Genomic DNA, 17,440 nt, shown 5'->3' on the forward strand with positions numbered 1-17,440 from the left:
TATTTGTTGACCACTATTTAAAATTCATCCCATCCATCTACAGATGAACTCATATTATAACTCGTCACAGTTCCTTCGAAGAAGTTTGCTTTAACATTTCCCTCTCCCTCTGTATCTGCAAATTTTTCTAAATGTCTATACGGATTTTTTTGGAATCCTTCATATATTGGTTTTAATCCAATAGTTTTCAATCTCTCATTTGCTAACCATTTCGTATATTTTTCAGTTGTTTCTTCAGTTATACCTAAAATCCCATTTCCAATTATATGATTTGTCCAAGCTATCTCTTCATCAACAGCATTTTTGAACATCTCATATATCATATCATCCGAGAAGAATCCTGGATTTTCATTTTTAATCTCTTTAATCAACTGCCCAAATATAACAATATGTGATAACTCATCTCTATTTATAAGTTTAATTATATCAGATGTTCCCATCATTCTATTTCTACTTGCTAAAAGATAGAAGAAATTAAATCCGTTATAGAAATATATTGCCTCTAGAAGGTAATCCGCTACAATAACTCTTGAGAAGTTTTCATCACTCGGATTTTCTAAGAAACTTTGATATATCTCTGCAATATATTTATTTCTTTTAAATAGAACCTCATCCTCTCTCCATTTATCATAGATTGAGTTTCTAATCTCTTTTGGAAGAATAGACTCTATTATATATTGATAAGATTGTGAGTGAATAGCCTCTTGGAAAGTCTGAATCGAAAGAATCAAATTTATCTCTGGAGCTGTTATATAATCTGATACATTTGGAATATTATTTGTTTGAATACTATCTAAAAATATTAAAAATGATAGTATCCCATCGTATGCCGCTGCTTCTTCATCAGTCAGATTCTCATAGTCATTTTTATCTTGAGTTAAGTCAATTTTTTCTGGAATCCAAAAGTTACCCATCATCGATCTATAAAGTTGGTTTGCCCAACCATATTTAACATTATTCAGATTAAATATATTTGTACTATCACCCTTTATAATTTTTCTCTCAGATAAAGAGTCGTTTCCTAAAGGATTAAAAAGTTTTTTTCTATCCACTGCAGCTCTCACACTCCTCTTTTTCATTAACTATATTTGTATTTTTCTGTATCGTTCTTATATAATAAACCGATTTACATCCCTCTTTCCAAGCTGTCATAAAGGTATCATATATATCTTTTGCTCTTATATCTTTGTTCAAATCAAAAATTAACTCCATAGAAACACCTTGAGTTATCCATTTTCCGATTCTACTCATAATTGTTACGTAAGTCTTTGGGTCCACATTTTTAAACTCTGGATAGAACCAAGCTCTATCCTTTAAGTGTTTTACAACTCTTGGAACAGCACCCTTTTGATTTTTCTCTATATAGAACCTAGAGAACGTAGGATTTACAGAAGCTGTTGAACCCATAAGTAGTGATGTTGATGTATTTGGTGCTATAGCTGTAAGTTCACCATTACGTAATCCATAAGTTTCTACTAAATCGAAAACCTCTGCCCATTTCTCAGCAAACTTTGAACTTTCTAAATATTCAGCTTTCTCTTTCCCAAAGAAAATACCTTTATCCCACATTGAACCTTCAAACATAGGATATACTCCTCTAGATTTTGCAAGTTTTGCAGATGATTTTACACTATAAATTGCAATCTCTTCAAACAACTCATCTATCTCATTTAAAGATTCATCATATATCATAAACTCTCTAGCTAAGTAATCAGCTAGTCCCATAGTTCCAACACCTATAGTTCTATAAGCTAAGTTATGTTTATCCGACTCTTTTATTGGAGTCTTTGTTAGATCAATTGTATTATCTAAAATTCTTACAGATATATCTACAATCTCCTCTAACTCCTCTCTTTCTATCTCAGCTAAATTCATAGAAACTAGATTACAAGTGTGAACCTCTCCCAACTTTGTAGTTCTAACACCTGTTTCACCTTCAGTTTCCTCATTAAACTTTTTACTTGGCGAGAAATTTGAGAAACTTTCCATACAAAGATTTCCATTTCCTATCATCCCTACATGACTGTTATGATTCATTTTATTTGCTCTATCTTTAAAGAAAATATATGGCATTCCTGTTTCTATTTGAACTTTCATTATCTCTTTAAATAGCTCTCTAGCTTTTATAACTTTTTTAAGATTTAAGTTATCGTCAGCCTCTATTTTTAAGTATAACTCTTCAAACTGCTCTCCGTAGATTTCACATAGTTCAACTTCATACTTTTTACGAATCTCATATGGATCAACCAAAGTCCAAGTGCTATCCTCTTCAACTCTTCTCATGAACATATCTGATAAAACAACTTGTGGATAGATATCATAAGCCTTTCCTCTTTGGTCTCCATTTTCTGTTTGAAGCTCTAAGAAGTGTTCTATATCTAAGTGCCAAGAATCTAAAGCTACTGTAACAGCTCCAGCCCTTCTTCCTTGCTGATTAACAGCCACAGCAGTATCATTTATAATTTTTATCCAAGGAACTACTCCTCCACTGGCATTATAGTACCCATTTACCATCGAATTTTTTGCTCTAACTCTCGATATATTTAAACCTACTCCTCCACCATTTTTACTAATTTTTGCAACTGTATCCACATTATAGAAAATCGATTCTATATTGTCATCCATTGCCGTAATAAAACATGATGAAAGATTTCCATTTGGAAGTCTTAAATTTGCTAAAATAGGTGTCGCTAAAGATACTTTTTTCAGAGATAATGCCTCATAAAATCTCTTTGCAACTTCTACCTTATTCTCCTCGTTTATAGCTAAAAGCATAGCGATACACATGAAAACCTCTTGAGGTAATTCAAATATATCACCTTTATATTTTAATAGATATCTGTTTACAAACATATTCGCACCAGCATAGTCATACATCATATCTCTTGATGTATCAATAGCCTTTTGAAGCTCTAAAACTTCCTCTTCTGAATAGTTTAACAGTCTATCGTCGTATATTCCTAATTCTACTAATTTTTTTATACTCTCAAAAAACTTCCCATAAGAGAATCCTCTTTTATGAAAAACTTCTCTCTCTGTTTCCATCATAAGTAATCTTCCAGCTACATACGTCCAATCACTCTCATCAAAACTGGTCATAGCTACAGCTTGATTTATAAGAGATTCTTGGATTTTCTTAGTCGTTATGTTTTCTTGATAGATTGACTCTATATGACTTTCCAACTCAACCATATTCACTTCTAAGCCTTCACAAGCTCTTTGAAGTTTTTCTCTAATTTTAGTTATATCTAAATTTTCCCTTATTCCAGCTCTATTTACAACCTGTCTCATCTATAGAACCTCTAAGAAACTTTCCATCGAGTAGTATTTTCCATCTCTTTCAACAACAGGTGCACTCATAATTCTAGCTTTACTTGCTACGATCATAAGTGTTTTTAAATCTTGAGCGTACTCATAATCTAAACCTTTTTCATCTAAAATTCTCTTTAAAGTTTCACATTTACTACAATCTTCCTTACCAAATACCTTTATCATTATAAGCCTCCTAAACACAATATCTTGTGCCGTTCTCTTTTTCTTTTTACAACATATAGTATTATTACATAAATTACAAATTTTTTCAATAAAATTTTATAGCTAATTGGTATAGAATTTTCATTCATAATTTTTTCATAAAATTATAGAAAAGCCATCTAAAAATTTTCTAGATGGCTTCATTTATTATGCTACTTTTTCAATATTTATAACTTCGTAATCATTCTCTTTTAATATATTTACAATTGCGTCTTCTGAAACATCTCCAGAAACTATTGCACAGTTTTCAGGAAGGCTAACTTCTACAGCTTCAACTCCGTTTAAACTTTCTAAAGCTTCCTTTACATGCTTAACACATCTCATGCAACTCATTCCATTGATTAAAACTTTCTTTTTCATAACTTTCTCGCTCCCTTTGTCTGATATTTTATCTGGTTTGAATCCTTTTAATCTTAAAGCATTACTTATAACTGACACTGAACTTATACTCATAGCTCCACCTGCTATCATAGGACTTAATAGCGGTCCACCAAATAGATGTAACACTCCCATTGCCACAGGTATTCCTAGAATATTATATCCAAATGCCCAGAATAGATTCTGCTTTATATTTTTAATAGTTTCTCTACTTAACTTTATAGCTGTAGGAACATCCATTAAATCACTTCTCATTAAAACTATATCTGCTGATTCAATTGCTACGTCAGTTCCAGAACCTATCGCAATTCCAACATCTGCTTGAGCTAGAGCTGGAGCATCATTTATTCCATCTCCAACCATCGCAACTTTTTTACCCTCATCTTGCAATCTTTTTACTTCAGCTGCTTTATCTTTTGGTAAAACTTCAGCGAATACTCTATCTATTCCAACTTGAGCTGCTATAGCTTCAGCTGTTTTTCTATTATCTCCAGTTATCATTGCAACTTCGATTCCCATAGCATGAAGAATCTCTATAGCTTTTTTAGAATTTTCTTTAACTGTATCAGCTACGGCTATAATACCAGCTATCTCTTTCTCAATTGAGATAAACATAGGTGTTTTTCCTTCGCTCGCCAATCTATTTGATTTCTCCTCTAAACTTTTTAAAGATATTCCACTTTCAATCATCAGCTTTTTATTCCCTAAAAGAATATCTTTTCCTTCTATTTCAACTTTTATTCCATGCCCTGGGATAGCTACAAACGAATCTACTTTCTTAAGATTCATCTTTTTATCCTCAGCAGCTTTTACAATAGCTTCTCCTAAAGGATGCTCTGACCCTTTTTCAGCACTTGCAGCTAAAACTAAAAGCTCATCTTTTGAGATTATACTTTCTACTAATATATCTGTAACCTTAGGTTTCCCCTCTGTAATTGTTCCTGTTTTATCAAATATAACTGTTTTTACTTTGTGAGCAGACTCTAGAGCCTCTCCACTTTTAATTAAAACTCCATACTCAGCACCTTTTCCAGTTCCTATCATTATAGCTGTCGGTGTTGCAAGTCCTAAAGCACATGGACATGCTATTACTAAAACTGATATAAATATTGTAAGTGCAAACTCTAAATCTTTTGTAGCTAGATACCAACCTAATCCAGAAAGAATCGCTAGTACAATTACAACTGGTACGAAGTAACCTGATATTATATCTGCTAACTTTGCAATTGGAGCTTTTGATCCTTGAGCATCCTCTACTAATTTTATAATTTGAGCTAAAGCTGTATCTTTTCCAACTTTTGTTGCTTTATACTTTATAGAACCATTTTTATTTATACTTGCTCCTATAATTGATGAACCAACAACTTTCTCAACAGGGATACTCTCTCCAGTTAACATAGATTCATCGATAGCTGTACTTCCCTCAATAACAACTCCATCCACTGGAATCTTATCTCCAGGTTTAACAATAACTATATCTCCAACCTTTACATCTTCTAAAGGTATAACTACCTCTCTTCCATCAACCTCTATACGAGCAGTTTTTGGAGCTAATCCCATAAGTTTTTTTATAGCTTCTGATGTTTTTCCTTTACTCACAGCTTCTAAATATTTTCCAAGAGTTATAAGTAATAAAATTGTTGCTGCTGACTCGAAGTATAACTCATGAGCATATCTTGGTTCTCCACCAAATATTTTTACAACTGCAAACACACCATACACATAAGCTGCCGAAGTTCCAATAGCTATTAGTGAATCCATATTTGGACTTCTTTTTAATAGCGTTCTAACTCCTACTTTAAAGAATTTATATCCAACCAACATAACCGGTGTTGTCAAAAGTAGTTGAGCCATAGAGAATGTCTTTGGACTCATCTCAGGTGAGATAAAATCTGGAAGTGAATATCCAACCATATGTCCCATTGAGATTATCAATAACGGTATTGTAAATATAACTGATACAATAAATCTGTTCCAAAGTTCTTTGATATCTTTCTCTCTAGTATCTTCACTTTTAGATGAATCAAACTCCTCTGCTGGAATAGCCTTATACCCTGCATTTTCAACGGCATTTATAATCTCATGAGCATTCAATTTTTTCTCATCATATTTTACAACTAACTTCTCTGTTGCTAAATTTACATTTGCTTCTATTATTCCATTTAATTTTCTAACTGCTTTTTCAACATGACCTGAACAAGCTGAACAAGTCATTCCCTCTATTTTGAATGTATTATCTTTCATGGTTTTCTCCTTTTACTTCATAATTTTATTTAAGACATCCACAACTTCACCAATTTTTTCATCTACATCTGTGCTGCTAAAAGCATTTTTCACACAACTTTCCATATGTTGTTTTAAAATTAGTTTATTCGCTTTTTTCAACAAAGCCTCTGCCGCTAAAATTTGATTTACTACATCTAGACAATATCTTCCATCGTCTATCATCTTTAATGTTGCATCAATCTGTCCACGACATGTCTTTAACATCAATACTGCTTTTTCCTTATCTGTTTTCATATATTAATCACCTCGAGATTTACTTTATGTTTGAATAATATCACACTTTTTTTTCTGTGTCAACCCCCCCTATGGGGGTAGGGTTATTTTTTTGAAAATATTTTTGACTTATTCTTCAACCTTCTCTTTTAATGCACTTTAGTTTTTTGGTGTTCTTTTTTTAAAAAATAAAAAAATTTCTTTTCTAAAAAAAAACATTGTTGACATTTTTTTACGGATATGGTATTATTAATTGAAACCGATGATTAAGTAAATTTAATACCCCCCAAAATTTATTTAAATCTTTTTATTTTAACACTCCCCCGTGTTTATAAAAAACCTTCCTTTTCCCCAAGAGGAAGGTTTTTTATTTTTTTGTAAAAATATAATTTAACAATCCAAATTTGAATAAATAAAATTTTAAAAGTGAAATTAAGGCTGTGTACAAAATTTAATACTGAAAAGAGTTTTTGAACTATTTATAAAAACATGTGTTTTCTATTTTAAAACACAGAGTTTTTTTGCGTTCTATTTTCAAGAAGATAAAAAAATTTCTTTTCTGAAAAAAAACATTGTTGACATTTTTTTACGGATATGGTATTATTAATTGAAACCGATGATTAAGTAAATTTAATACCCCCCAAAATTTATTTAAATCTTTTTATTTTAACACTCCCCCGTGTTTATAAAAAACCTTCCTTTTCCCCAAGAGGAAGGTTTTTTATTTATACACTATTTTTAGAAATTATATGTTATTCCAATCCCACCTTGTGGCTGTAGCTTCCAATCTTTTTCTGTATTACCCCAAACTTGATTCGAATATTTTACTTGTGCAAAAACAGATAAAGATAAATCTTGAGAGTAGTTATAAACTACTTCTAATTGCGGTAAGGCAAATAGTGCATAGGTACTCTTATAATCTCCACTACTCACTGTTGGATTTAGCCACTCATACATCTGATTTCCTGAAATAAATGGATCCCAGCCAGCAGCTTTTCTATTAGATGATATATATGGATCAAATCCACCTGCAAAATTAAAAACTAATGATGTTTGCTCATTAACTTTATATAGCTCCTTCGAATACTCTAACCAAGCTAAAATCATAAAATAATTAGCTGTTTTATAACTTTGATTGCTACTAGATATTTCAAAACTACCCTCATACCACTCTCTAAATAGATACGTATTAAACTTAAATGTAAAATTAGCTGGTAATTGCCAATTCGTTAATAAACTTAAAACTCCGGTATTAACATGCCCCGACGCTCCCTTTGTACTCCAACCATAAACATACATTGGTGAAAATGCAAATTGCGTTGCTTGTATATACTCTCCCTTAGGGATGTATTCCAAGAAATCAAAAGCAGTTTGAGCTAGTATGTATGTTTGATTACTATTATTAAATTCAGCTTCATTCTCTACCATCAAAGAGGATGACCATTTAATTTTTGTGTTTCCTAATACTCCATGATTATTGCTCAAAGTCGCTTTTGGTCCACTAAAACTATTATCTTGCTCATTTTCACCATTTGTGTAGTTATACATATTCCAAACTCTATCCCATTGTAAACTTAAACTCCAAGCTTTTGTAAAGTTATAATTTAATACTGCTGATGGATGTGAAGATTCTGTTTTATATTTACCTGAATTTCCATAAAAAGTTTGAGTAACTCCTAAACTTCCATTCGGTTTAAAATCTTCTGCATAGGATATTCCTGCAATAAGCACACTACCTATAAGAGCCTTTAAAAATAATGCTTTCATAATTTTACCTCCTAGTAACTAAATTTATTTTCATTATCTACAATGCTTTGTACCTCAAAAATATTACCTATCTTTTAATTCTTTTCTAGTTAGATTTCTTTTTTATTTATACAGTATTTTTCATTTTGACCTAATTTGACCAGTTTAGAAAAAAAAATGTATTATAACATTGATTTTTTGATTTTTTAGTTGTATATTCTTACTAGGGGGATTTAATATTTGAAAATTAATAAAACTCGAGTGTTTATATATTATAAATAAATGTAAATTTGCTGAAAAGGGCGAATAAAAAGGTTTTGACTCTATAAAACTTTTAATAGAAACTTTTCCTGAGAATAACTCGGGAATCTATTACGCAACTTCCTTTGATAGCACCACATACTTATTTCCTGACTACCACTTCTCCACATACGGATATTCCAGATGTGACTATCCCACATGTGGATATTCCAGATATGGATATTCCAGACGTGGATGGCCCAGATATGGGTGGCCCACAACTGGGAAATGACTCCTATACTAATAAAGATATTACTAAAAATATTTTTAACAAAAAAATATAAACAAAAAAAATACTAAACTAACTAAACTAATTCTTAGTTAGTTTAAATCTGTGTTATTTTTGTTATGAGTATTACAGGACGTTGGAATCTTAAAAACAGGCTGCCAGATGAAAAAAAGAAGATCAAACACCTTCGATAAGGAATTTAATCTTCTTTAAGTTTTTAGAAAAAAGTCAGTTTTTTAATACTTTCTTTTTCCTACAAGGCTTATCAATAATCTGTTTTATAATTTTTTTAGCTATATGTTTACTATGTCAAAAAAGAGAGGATTTTTCATAATCTTTCTATCTCAATTTTACATATAAAAAGCAATTTCTTATTTAATTATAATTCACTATTGCTTTTACTAACTTTATGGAGCTTTTAGTATATCAAAAAATCAAAAAAATTTTGAGTTTTATTTTTTTTAAGTGCATTTCAAGTGCAAAATACCTAATATTAAATTATTATAATTTAATATTATATTTTCCATTTTGAGATTTTTTCATTAAAATTTCCTTATCTATCTCAAAAAATTTTGCTAATTTAATTTCTATTTCATTAAGTAAATTTTCAAGATAATTTTTACTATACTTTATCTGATGTAATAACATTCAATATATCGTTTTCTAATATTTTTATCTGATTTATTTTATCTTTCAATTCCATTACACCTTCTCCTTCAGATAATAATATCTTCCTCAAAGACTTTTATTTTTATCTTCTATCTTTTCTCCATTCATTTTAGGTATGTTTATTTCTTCTCCTATTTTCACTTTATCCAAATTTTCTAATGTTGGATTCATAATTCTTATCATATCACAAAATGTTTCCCAATCAAGAAGTTTAACATTTCTATTTGCCCAAATATCCCATATTTTTTCATTTTTTTCAAAAGAGATTCTGTCCATAAACAAATCTATATATGAATCTGTAAAAATTATTGCAAAAATGGCTTTAGATACTTTTTCAAACTGAATAGCTTTTTCAAAATCCGGTTCCCCATATTGAGTAATTAAAAACTCTAAAACAAACTCTCTTTTAAACAAATTTTTTTTTGTTGTTCCAAATGATACATTCGTTACAAATATAAAAATATCATCTTCATTCGTTTTACCATTAACTATCGTCTCATATACTCTTCTAATAAAGTCTTTATAGTAGTCTAATAAAGCTCCTCCCTGTGAATATCCCTTAGATTCAACCCAAACGTCTCTCTGCTCTCCATTATATTGTATGGTTGCCTTCGTGTCAAAACTAAATTCTTTTCCATTTATTTTAAAAATTAGCCTTTTGGGATTTTTATATGCATCATATAACTTTTTATATGATAAATGAGCCAATGTTAATGTTAATAACCCATTAAAATATTCTAAATACTGTCTCCCTTTTTCATGTTGTTCTTCAGCCATAATTCTCCTCCTATTAAATAAGTTTTAGTTAGTTGTTTTCTTTCATATTTTGTTAATATAAATTTTATTGGTTTTCTAGATAAAATATTTTCTAATCTCTTTATGTTTACTTTATTTGGCAACGCTATTCTTTCTACAAGTATAAAACACTCTATTTTATTTAATTCTATTATATTTTTTTTAAAATAAAAATTAGCAGCATTCTGAATTCCATAATATTTTTTACCTAAATATACATTTTCTAAGTATTCTTTTAATATCATCTTTTTAGAATTTTGTAACGAATATTTTAAAGCAAATAAAGATTGATTAATTTTTCTTAACATAGTTCTCTTTCTTTTTTTTCCTTTTTTTTCTTGTTTTATATCATAAAGTTGCTGTATTATTGTGCTTCCACCTTGCAACTTTCCGCTTCTTATATTCATTATAGAAGCTCTAATAATAGCAATTAAATCAATGCCAAAATGATAATAAAATCGCTTATCTTCTATATAAATTAAAAAATATAATAAATAATATGGTACTTCTAATTCTTCTGAAGTTTTTTTTAATTTAAATCTATTTAATTTAAAAAAATATGTATCTGTTATTTCTGATATTTTATTAATCAACTTTCTTAACAACCTCTTTTCAATTTTATCTTTTATTATTTATCTAACTTAATTAAAAGCTCATCTAATTTTTCGCTTAAATAATCTGTTGCTAATCCACCCTCTTCTGATATTTTTATCATTTTTTTTAAATCTTCATCATTCAAGTCTATAATTAGTTTACCACTCTCTCTTAAGATTCCTCTCTTCACTTTTTCAGCATTTTCATTCAATCCTTTTCTAGATATAATTATCGCTACACCTCTCAAAGCTTGCTTATATAAATATTTTTCTGTTATTATAATTTCTTTTTGAGAAATTTTTTCACTATAATTTTTAAATTCAAATATTATATATTTTGTTTTAAAATAATCTTCAATTATATTCCAAAATTCTTTATTAGTATTACTTTTTATTTTACAAATCATATCATATCTATACAAATCTTCATTTGTTTTTTCTTGATATTTCCACAATGCTAAATCCTCAAAAAATAAGTGCTTAAGTATTTCTATACAAGTTTGTTCATATTTTAAAAACTCTTCTCTACCAGGCTCTATACTTTCTAATAATTTCGTATAATTTTTTAGTTTTGGATTCTTTTCATTAATTTTTAAATTTGATATAATATCTTTAGTTTCATATTTATCATTAACTGAAAATTCTAACAATGATAATACTTCTATTTTTAATTCCTCATCATTATTTTCCTCTAGAAATAATAGAATATCTCTTATTGTAAAGACTCTTATATCATTATATAAAAATCCATATTTTTCATCATTATCTGTTAAATTTTCACTGTCTATTAAGGCTAATATTACTACTACCCTATTTATTGTATTATCATCAAATTTAATACGTTTCATTCTATTAATTGTAAAATCTAATCTTTTTATTGAGTAATATTTTTCTCTTGATGCTTTTACTTCTATCGCATATTTTTTTTTGTTAAATTCAACTAAAAAATCATATTCTGTATTTTTGGGCTCTTTTTCTATAAAACGAGAATACTTCACTAATATTTTTTGAATAACTCTTTCCACTTCTTCTCCATATGATAATAGTTTAAACTTTTCCATTTTTTTCTCCCTAATTTCTGTATTATTACTTCTTAAGTATAGTATATCAACTATTTGTATACTTTTTCTACATTTTTTTATAAATAAAAAAAATCTTCGAAATTATTATTCAGAAGATTTTTTTCTAAATATTATTTATATTCAATTTTATTTACATTTATTTTAATTTTACAAAGTCATTTATCTTTATCCAATCTTTCTTTTTTCACTGCCAATATATTTTCTATAATACCAGGAAACTTTATACCTAATTTGGTCAAATTTTCCATTATAGAGATAGACTCCATAATAATACAACCAGTAATCATGCAAACTCTAAGTGAAATATTTATATCATTTAAAAAACTAGATTTATCTAATTGATTCATTGTCATAATAGCAAGATATATAGCTGGCTTTCTGAGGATAAAACCTACATACATTTTTTTAGATAAAACATTTCTTTCTTTAATAGCTTTTAAAAATCCTGTAATACAATCTATAATAGTTAGAGTAAATAAAACTTTTATATCTCCATCTATTCCACCTATAGCACTTACAAATCCTGCACTAAGCCAAAAGATTAAATTATGTAGATAATTAAGTAAATTCTCAAAAATATTTTTTATTTCTCTCCCCTCCAACTTTTAATACTTCTATTTCCAAAGAATCCAGTCAAATAAACCATTATAATTTGATACATCCTATCATCTATTGGAAATATTGGAGATTCTGTTTTAAATATAAATCCTATCCACATTCCTAAAAGATTACTTATAAGAAATCCACAAAATATAAATGCTATGAGGGGAAATACCATGCTTACTGCTTTTTCTAAGCTACTACCTCTCTTATTGTTAAAATCTTCAACTTCTAGCTTTTTTAATTTTATTTCCATTTGATTTTGAGTATTCTTATCTGGGATAAATTTATTAATAATTTTTAAAGCTTCATCAACTATGACCATCTTAATTTTCTCCCCCTATTATTAATAGATAATTCCTTTGAATTATATTTTCTGCCATTTTATTTTCTATATCTAGTACATCAAACCCGTATTTTATCCATCTTTCTTTTTGTTCTCCAAGTATTGTAAATTCATCTATAAGTCTATTTACTTCTAGATTAATCTCTTCCTGAGTTGCTCCTTCTTCCCAGACATTAATATCTTTATTCCATAACTTTTTAAATAAATAACTTGGAGCTTCTACTCTAATGATTTTATTATTCTCAATATATTCTCCATCATGAAGCAATTCAGTTTTATTATCTAGTAGAATTAACTCTTCTCTAGTTTTTTCTCTTATTACTCCAGAATCTAATATCGGATTTTGAAATTCTATCTCAGTTGATATATGGTAATCTACATTCCATTCGGGATAATATCTTATTGGTTCAGCTTTAAATTCTCTATATGAATTTACAATTGGTCTTGCTACTACTGTTAATGTTTTTATATCATAAATATATATAATCATTGATTCTCCTTTGTAATTTTATTTTTAGTTTTTCTAATTTTTTATGTTGGGTAAATTATCGAATTTATACAAAAACTTAACTTTTTTTAGATGCACAAAGCCTTGATTTTGCTAGTTTTTTAAAACTGAGTACCTGGATAAATTGTCTATAGCTTTTACCTATTTACTAGCTTTATAAGGTGTATCAATCTCAAAGTTTTAACTAAATTCGATAATTTATTGAAATTTATTTTACTATTTTTTTCAAAAATTTGACTTTTTAAAAAGTTTCAAGTATACTACTATTACTAACCCTCGTAGGGTTACCAAGTTGTGTAAATTTCGAGCTTCGGCTCATGTTCAGAATTTAAGCTTTCACTTTCGTGAAAGCTTTTTTTCTGCCCTTGAACAAGGTAGAAAATTTCACACAACTTGGAGGTTTTGCATGATTATCAATATTGAAGCCATTAACATTAATGGTGGAGTATTCTTTATAGGAATCTCTCTAATCTTAATGTTATGGTTAAACAGAAGATAACCTCAAACCTCTCCCTACGGGGGTATTTTTTATCTCATAAACCTTTTTCTCTTCTAATTTTAAGTATTTTACTTCTATTTTCTGCTCCAGTACGAGCGTGATCCTTTGTAACTTTAGTATCTTTGTGAGGTGCATATTCTGCAGCAAAATTTATATCTGAAAAATTACTTAATAAATTTATCATACCCTATTAGCTCTCTTATAGTACTTTGCTGCATTTGTACATAGCTTTCTTTACTCTTTGTTATGAATAACCAATCAGAAGCTATGTTCTTGTTCTCTCTATAATCTAAGCATTCTCTTAATATTTTTTCAGTATTATCCAAAAATATTATGTCTACAATTATTTATATATCTTTTTAAAATACTCACACAATTTTTTATTGTTGCTTCAGATAACAATAATTTATTCCCTTCATGTTCCTTTAAATAGCTTAAATAGTCTATCATTCTACTCCTATACATCTTGTAAGTTATATTCATTGTTTCAAAATTTCTTGCCTTATTAGAATCTAAGTACACCTCATAAATTTCCATGTTAGATTTATTGTAATTCATTTTAATTCTCCTAAAAAAGTTTTGTAAATTCATTATCTCAGATGATTTCATATTATTTTTATTTTATTTACTATTTTATTATTTTTATATATAATCATTATGAGTAATAATTTTAAGGAGGAACATTACAATGTACATACTTATAGGAATTTTTTTTTATTATTTTTTCACTTTTACTTTTCATTACAGTAGTTGTAAAAAAAGAATAAAAAATTCAGCTTTTTTAATCCCAGTTTTTTCAATTTTTTCAATTTGGATTATTCATTTTTATAAAAACATTTCAATTCTATATTTTTCTATTTCTTTAAATGTTTTTATTTATTTATTTTCTACATATTTATTATCACCACGTAATTCAAATAAATCAAAATGTAAATTTTTTCTTATGTTAATTTTAAGTCCTGATTTGCTTGCAGCAACAAGAGCTAAGAGTATGTTGAAAGAAATTCATAAAACATCTTCTGATTTTTTCAAAGCTAAATATATCTTATATTGGAATTATTTTAATTTTTGTTGCGGCATTATTTTTTATATAATTCTTTCGATATATGTACATTTAATTAATTCAGAAACAATTTTTATCTATAACAAATATATTTTATATATTTTATTTGCTTTTTTAGTTACAAGATGTTATTCTAGAGCTTTTGAATTAATTTTTGCTTTCTATAAAGACATTACTGACTCTAAGAGAAAAAATCCTCTTCTTAAATCAAATAGAAGAATTTCTTTAGCAACCAAAAGTTATGTTGAGGTTATTTTTAACTTTGCTACTGTTAATTTTTTTGCAGCTTTTCTTTGTTATAAAGATATAAACTTAAATTTAGGTAATTTATTCTCTATATATTATAATTCTCCATATGATAATGCATTTGATTTTTTAGGCACTAACTCCAGTATTAATTTAAACCCGTTTTCTATTTTATTAAGAAGTTTTGGAAACAATACGTTTACAGATGTTAGGTTAGATTCCTTTTTTTCAGTTCTCCAAATTCTAACTACTCTTGTTTTAGTTTTGTTTGCTTTAGCAGGATATTTAAATAATAAAGGTGACAATCCAATTTAAATGTTTGACTTTATTAAATTACAGAATTTATTGAAATTTACTATGATATTTTTTCAAAAATTTAACTTTTTCAAAATTTAAACTATAATTATTTTTAATAAAAGTAATAAAAAAGCTATCTTAGTAAGAAGTACCTTTAAAGTACTCTAAACTAAGATAGCTTATTCAAAATAATTAACACACTAATTCTAAAACGCCTAAAACGGACATTAGCACTCCTTGTTTTATCATATCTATATCCATTTTCTCATCAAAGCCATGAAGATTACCTCTAACTATCATTTCAATTCTAAAATTTTAGTTAAAATATTCTAAGGTTGTATTTAGATAAATTAAATAATATAATATTACTATAATCGTTAAAAAATGAGGTATTATCAAAAATAATAAATTAGAGAAAATTTAAACGAATATTTAAGTTTTACCAAATAAATACTTTAATATCTAATTAATAAAAAAGGCAAGAATAAAATCTTGCCCTTTTAGTGATGAGTTGCTCGAAAACTCTTTACTAACCTAATTATACAACAGTATCTCAAAAAGTCAATAGAATAACTATCTGAAGAAAGAGAACTTGATATTTCATTTGATGAAAAAACAGGCATTATAACACTCAAAAGAAAAGAGGATTAATCTCCTCTTTTTAACCTTTATTTTATATAGCACATCTTTAAAAAAGGAGGGCTCTTCCATGAAAAAAATCATATGTCACTTCGATATGGACGCCTTTTATGCGTCCATAGAGACCAGAGACAACCCCAAATATAAAGACAAACCCATCGTTGTTGCTGGAGGAGTGGTAACAACTGCGAGCTACCCAGCCCGTAAATTTGGAATACACTCTGCTATGAATACTCTCGATGCAAAAAAACTCTGCCCAAAACTCATTGTCGTTCCTGTAAATAAAGATAAATACGCCTACGAGTCCCGTATTATCCAAAATTTAGTCCTAAAAATAACCCATAAAGTCGAATTCATCGCCTTCGACGAAGGTTTTATAGATATTACAGATATAATAGATAAGTTTTCATCCAAAGAAAATTTTGCCAAGCTATTTAGAAAACGTATTTTTGAGATAACAGGCCTTACTTGCTCGATGGGTATCGGCTTAAATAAACTCACAGCTAAAATAGCCTCTGATATAAACAAACCCGGAGGGCAATATATCTTCAACACAGAGGAGGAGTTCATCGAATTTATCAAAGATAAAAAAGTTCGAAAACTTCCTGGAGTTGGTAAACAGTTTGAAAAACTTTTAAATAAAGACAATATATTTTTAGTTAAAGATATCTATCCCTTCTCTCTAAAAGAGCTCTGCTCTAAATATGGAACCTCTCGTGGCGAACTTCTCTATACATACAGTCGTGGAATAGATCATAGAGAGGTAGAATTCAATAGAGCTATCCACTCTATTGGAAACGAAAATACATTCCGATTACCTTTAGATTCAGAAGAGGAGATAACTAGAGAGATCGACTCTCTTTTCGATTGGTCATACGCTAGACTTATTAAAAAAAATCTGCTGACTAAAACTGTATCTTTAAAAGTAAGATTTAAAAATCGTGAAACAATCTCTCGTTCAAAAACAAGATTTATTCCAACAAATGATAAAGAAACTTTAAAAGGTATGGTTGATGAACTTCTGCTGTCTCTAAATCTCACTAACAATATAAAACTTTTAGGTGTTTCTTTTTCAAACTTAGAAAATCCATCAACACGACAACTCACGTTCGAAAAATTATATTAAAATAAAAGAATTCTGTTTTTTCTTCGTATATTATAGCAATTCGAAATATTATAAGGAGGCTATTATGAAAAAGATTGTTTTAACTAGTATTTTTTTCAGTTTATTTTTTATTGGATGCTCTAGTTCTCAACCTAAAGAAGAACCTGCAGTTGAAGAGGTTATAATTGTTGAACCTGTAGAGATGGGAAAAGAAGTAATGACTCCACCTATTCTTGACAAATAGTTTAATAAAAAGCATAAAAAATAGCAGCTCACAAAAATGACGTGAGCTGCTTTTCTTTTCCCTTCATA

General features: G+C 28.3%; 18 protein-coding genes. 4 read left to right on the forward strand and 14 right to left on the reverse strand.

Translation table 11 applies throughout. The features are described 5' to 3' along the window. Positions 1-17: 17 nt before the first annotated feature. The 6 genes from Q0O83_RS01205 to Q0O83_RS01230 form a co-directional block, all read right to left on the reverse strand. Positions 18-1,052 (reverse strand): ribonucleotide-diphosphate reductase subunit beta, encoded by a 1,035-nt coding sequence (locus tag Q0O83_RS01205; protein ID WP_294093365.1) that lies wholly within the window; start codon positions 1,050-1,052, stop codon positions 18-20. Next, positions 1,045-3,291 carry a ribonucleoside-diphosphate reductase subunit alpha gene (locus Q0O83_RS01210; RefSeq protein WP_294093326.1) on the reverse strand — a complete coding sequence of 749 codons (2,247 nt, stop codon included), beginning with the start codon at positions 3,289-3,291 and terminating at the stop codon, positions 1,045-1,047. Before Q0O83_RS01210 ends, Q0O83_RS01205 begins: the two co-directional genes overlap by 8 nt. Then, the gene (locus tag Q0O83_RS01215) at positions 3,292-3,495 is read right to left on the reverse strand and encodes a glutaredoxin domain-containing protein (RefSeq protein WP_294093328.1); all 204 of its coding nucleotides are present in this window, start codon (positions 3,493-3,495) and stop codon (positions 3,292-3,294) included. It abuts the gene before it with no gap. A gap of 186 nt (positions 3,496-3,681) precedes the next feature. Then, positions 3,682-6,156 carry a heavy metal translocating P-type ATPase gene (locus Q0O83_RS01220; protein WP_294093331.1) on the reverse strand — a complete coding sequence of 825 codons (2,475 nt, stop codon included), beginning with the start codon at positions 6,154-6,156 and terminating at the stop codon, positions 3,682-3,684. A gap of 12 nt (positions 6,157-6,168) precedes the next feature. Continuing rightward, entirely contained in the window at positions 6,169-6,432 is a 264-nt protein-coding gene (locus Q0O83_RS01225) for a metal-sensing transcriptional repressor (RefSeq protein ID WP_047381359.1), read from the reverse strand. 717 nt (positions 6,433-7,149) lie between these two features. Further along, complete coding sequence (locus Q0O83_RS01230) at positions 7,150-8,178, reverse strand: hypothetical protein (protein WP_294093334.1); 1,029 nt, start codon at positions 8,176-8,178, stop codon at positions 7,150-7,152. A 365-nt stretch (positions 8,179-8,543) separates the two neighbouring features. Here Q0O83_RS01230 and Q0O83_RS01235 point away from each other — a divergent pair, with 365 nt between their 5' ends. Continuing rightward, complete coding sequence (locus Q0O83_RS01235; protein WP_294093336.1) at positions 8,544-8,741, forward strand: hypothetical protein; 198 nt, start codon at positions 8,544-8,546, stop codon at positions 8,739-8,741. 680 nt (positions 8,742-9,421) lie between these two features. On the opposite strand, the gene Q0O83_RS01240 is transcribed toward Q0O83_RS01235, so the two are convergent. From Q0O83_RS01240 to Q0O83_RS01275, 8 genes are all read right to left on the reverse strand, one after another. Continuing rightward, positions 9,422-10,132, reverse strand: coding sequence for a hypothetical protein (locus Q0O83_RS01240; protein ID WP_294093338.1), 711 nt, complete (start codon positions 10,130-10,132; stop codon positions 9,422-9,424). Beyond that, a complete protein-coding gene (locus Q0O83_RS01245; RefSeq protein WP_294093340.1) occupies positions 10,093-10,743 on the reverse strand; it encodes a transglycosylase domain-containing protein in 651 nt (216 codons plus the stop codon). The genes Q0O83_RS01240 and Q0O83_RS01245 overlap by 40 nt, the downstream gene beginning before the upstream one ends. A gap of 35 nt (positions 10,744-10,778) precedes the next feature. After that, the gene (locus tag Q0O83_RS01250) at positions 10,779-11,804 is read right to left on the reverse strand and encodes a hypothetical protein (protein ID WP_294093342.1); all 1,026 of its coding nucleotides are present in this window, start codon (positions 11,802-11,804) and stop codon (positions 10,779-10,781) included. 176 nt (positions 11,805-11,980) lie between these two features. Beyond that, the gene (locus Q0O83_RS01255; RefSeq protein ID WP_294093344.1) at positions 11,981-12,427 is read right to left on the reverse strand and encodes a phage holin family protein; all 447 of its coding nucleotides are present in this window, start codon (positions 12,425-12,427) and stop codon (positions 11,981-11,983) included. Beyond that, on the reverse strand, positions 12,409-12,750 hold the full coding sequence (locus Q0O83_RS01260; protein ID WP_294093346.1) for a hypothetical protein: 342 nt from the start codon (positions 12,748-12,750) through the stop codon (positions 12,409-12,411). Before Q0O83_RS01260 ends, Q0O83_RS01255 begins: the two co-directional genes overlap by 19 nt. A gap of 1 nt (position 12,751) precedes the next feature. After that, entirely contained in the window at positions 12,752-13,261 is a 510-nt protein-coding gene (locus Q0O83_RS01265) for a hypothetical protein (protein WP_294093348.1), read from the reverse strand. Positions 13,262-13,812: 551 nt separating this feature from the next. After that, a complete protein-coding gene (locus Q0O83_RS01270; protein ID WP_294093350.1) occupies positions 13,813-13,962 on the reverse strand; it encodes a hypothetical protein in 150 nt (49 codons plus the stop codon). A gap of 134 nt (positions 13,963-14,096) precedes the next feature. Next, positions 14,097-14,336: a hypothetical protein gene (locus tag Q0O83_RS01275; RefSeq protein ID WP_294093353.1), complete on the reverse strand. Its 240-nt coding sequence runs from the start codon at positions 14,334-14,336 to the stop codon at positions 14,097-14,099. Positions 14,337-14,721: 385 nt separating this feature from the next. On the opposite strand from Q0O83_RS01275, the gene Q0O83_RS01280 reads away from it, so the two are divergent. The 3 genes from Q0O83_RS01280 to Q0O83_RS01290 all read left to right on the forward strand — a co-directional run bounded on the left by Q0O83_RS01280 (position 14,722) and on the right by Q0O83_RS01290 (position 17,372). Next, positions 14,722-15,402: a hypothetical protein gene (locus Q0O83_RS01280; protein ID WP_294093356.1), complete on the forward strand. Its 681-nt coding sequence runs from the start codon at positions 14,722-14,724 to the stop codon at positions 15,400-15,402. A 691-nt stretch (positions 15,403-16,093) separates the two neighbouring features. Further along, positions 16,094-17,149: a DNA polymerase IV gene (gene dinB, locus Q0O83_RS01285; protein ID WP_294093358.1), complete on the forward strand. Its 1,056-nt coding sequence runs from the start codon at positions 16,094-16,096 to the stop codon at positions 17,147-17,149. A gap of 64 nt (positions 17,150-17,213) precedes the next feature. Next, the gene (locus Q0O83_RS01290; RefSeq protein WP_294093360.1) at positions 17,214-17,372 is read left to right on the forward strand and encodes a hypothetical protein; all 159 of its coding nucleotides are present in this window, start codon (positions 17,214-17,216) and stop codon (positions 17,370-17,372) included. Positions 17,373-17,440 lie beyond the last annotated feature (68 nt).

The organism is uncultured Cetobacterium sp. (genome assembly GCF_945952365.1).
Taxonomy (GTDB): Bacteria; Fusobacteriota; Fusobacteriia; order Fusobacteriales; family Fusobacteriaceae; genus Cetobacterium_A.

Excerpts from the sequence above, each read along its gene's own strand:
- Q0O83_RS01210 (WP_294093326.1), bottom strand. The coding sequence starts at position 3,291 with ATGAGACAGGTTGTAAATAGAGCTGGAATAAGGGAAAATTTAGATATA.
- Q0O83_RS01215 (WP_294093328.1), bottom strand. The coding sequence starts at position 3,495 with ATGATAAAGGTATTTGGTAAGGAAGATTGTAGTAAATGTGAAACTTTA.
- Q0O83_RS01220 (WP_294093331.1), bottom strand. The coding sequence starts at position 6,156 with ATGAAAGATAATACATTCAAAATAGAGGGAATGACTTGTTCAGCTTGT.
- Q0O83_RS01225 (WP_047381359.1), bottom strand. The coding sequence starts at position 6,432 with ATGAAAACAGATAAGGAAAAAGCAGTATTGATGTTAAAGACATGTCGT.
- Q0O83_RS01230 (WP_294093334.1), bottom strand. The coding sequence starts at position 8,178 with ATGAAAGCATTATTTTTAAAGGCTCTTATAGGTAGTGTGCTTATTGCA.
- Q0O83_RS01240 (WP_294093338.1), bottom strand. The coding sequence starts at position 10,132 with ATGGCTGAAGAACAACATGAAAAAGGGAGACAGTATTTAGAATATTTT.
- Q0O83_RS01250 (WP_294093342.1), bottom strand. The coding sequence starts at position 11,804 with ATGGAAAAGTTTAAACTATTATCATATGGAGAAGAAGTGGAAAGAGTT.
- Q0O83_RS01260 (WP_294093346.1), bottom strand. The coding sequence starts at position 12,750 with ATGGTCATAGTTGATGAAGCTTTAAAAATTATTAATAAATTTATCCCA.
- Q0O83_RS01265 (WP_294093348.1), bottom strand. The coding sequence starts at position 13,261 with ATGATTATATATATTTATGATATAAAAACATTAACAGTAGTAGCAAGA.
- Q0O83_RS01270 (WP_294093350.1), bottom strand. The coding sequence starts at position 13,962 with ATGATAAATTTATTAAGTAATTTTTCAGATATAAATTTTGCTGCAGAA.
- Q0O83_RS01275 (WP_294093353.1), bottom strand. The coding sequence starts at position 14,336 with ATGAATTACAATAAATCTAACATGGAAATTTATGAGGTGTACTTAGAT.
- Q0O83_RS01280 (WP_294093356.1), top strand. The coding sequence starts at position 14,722 with ATGTTAATTTTAAGTCCTGATTTGCTTGCAGCAACAAGAGCTAAGAGT.
- dinB (WP_294093358.1), top strand. The coding sequence starts at position 16,094 with ATGAAAAAAATCATATGTCACTTCGATATGGACGCCTTTTATGCGTCC.
- Q0O83_RS01290 (WP_294093360.1), top strand. The coding sequence starts at position 17,214 with ATGAAAAAGATTGTTTTAACTAGTATTTTTTTCAGTTTATTTTTTATT.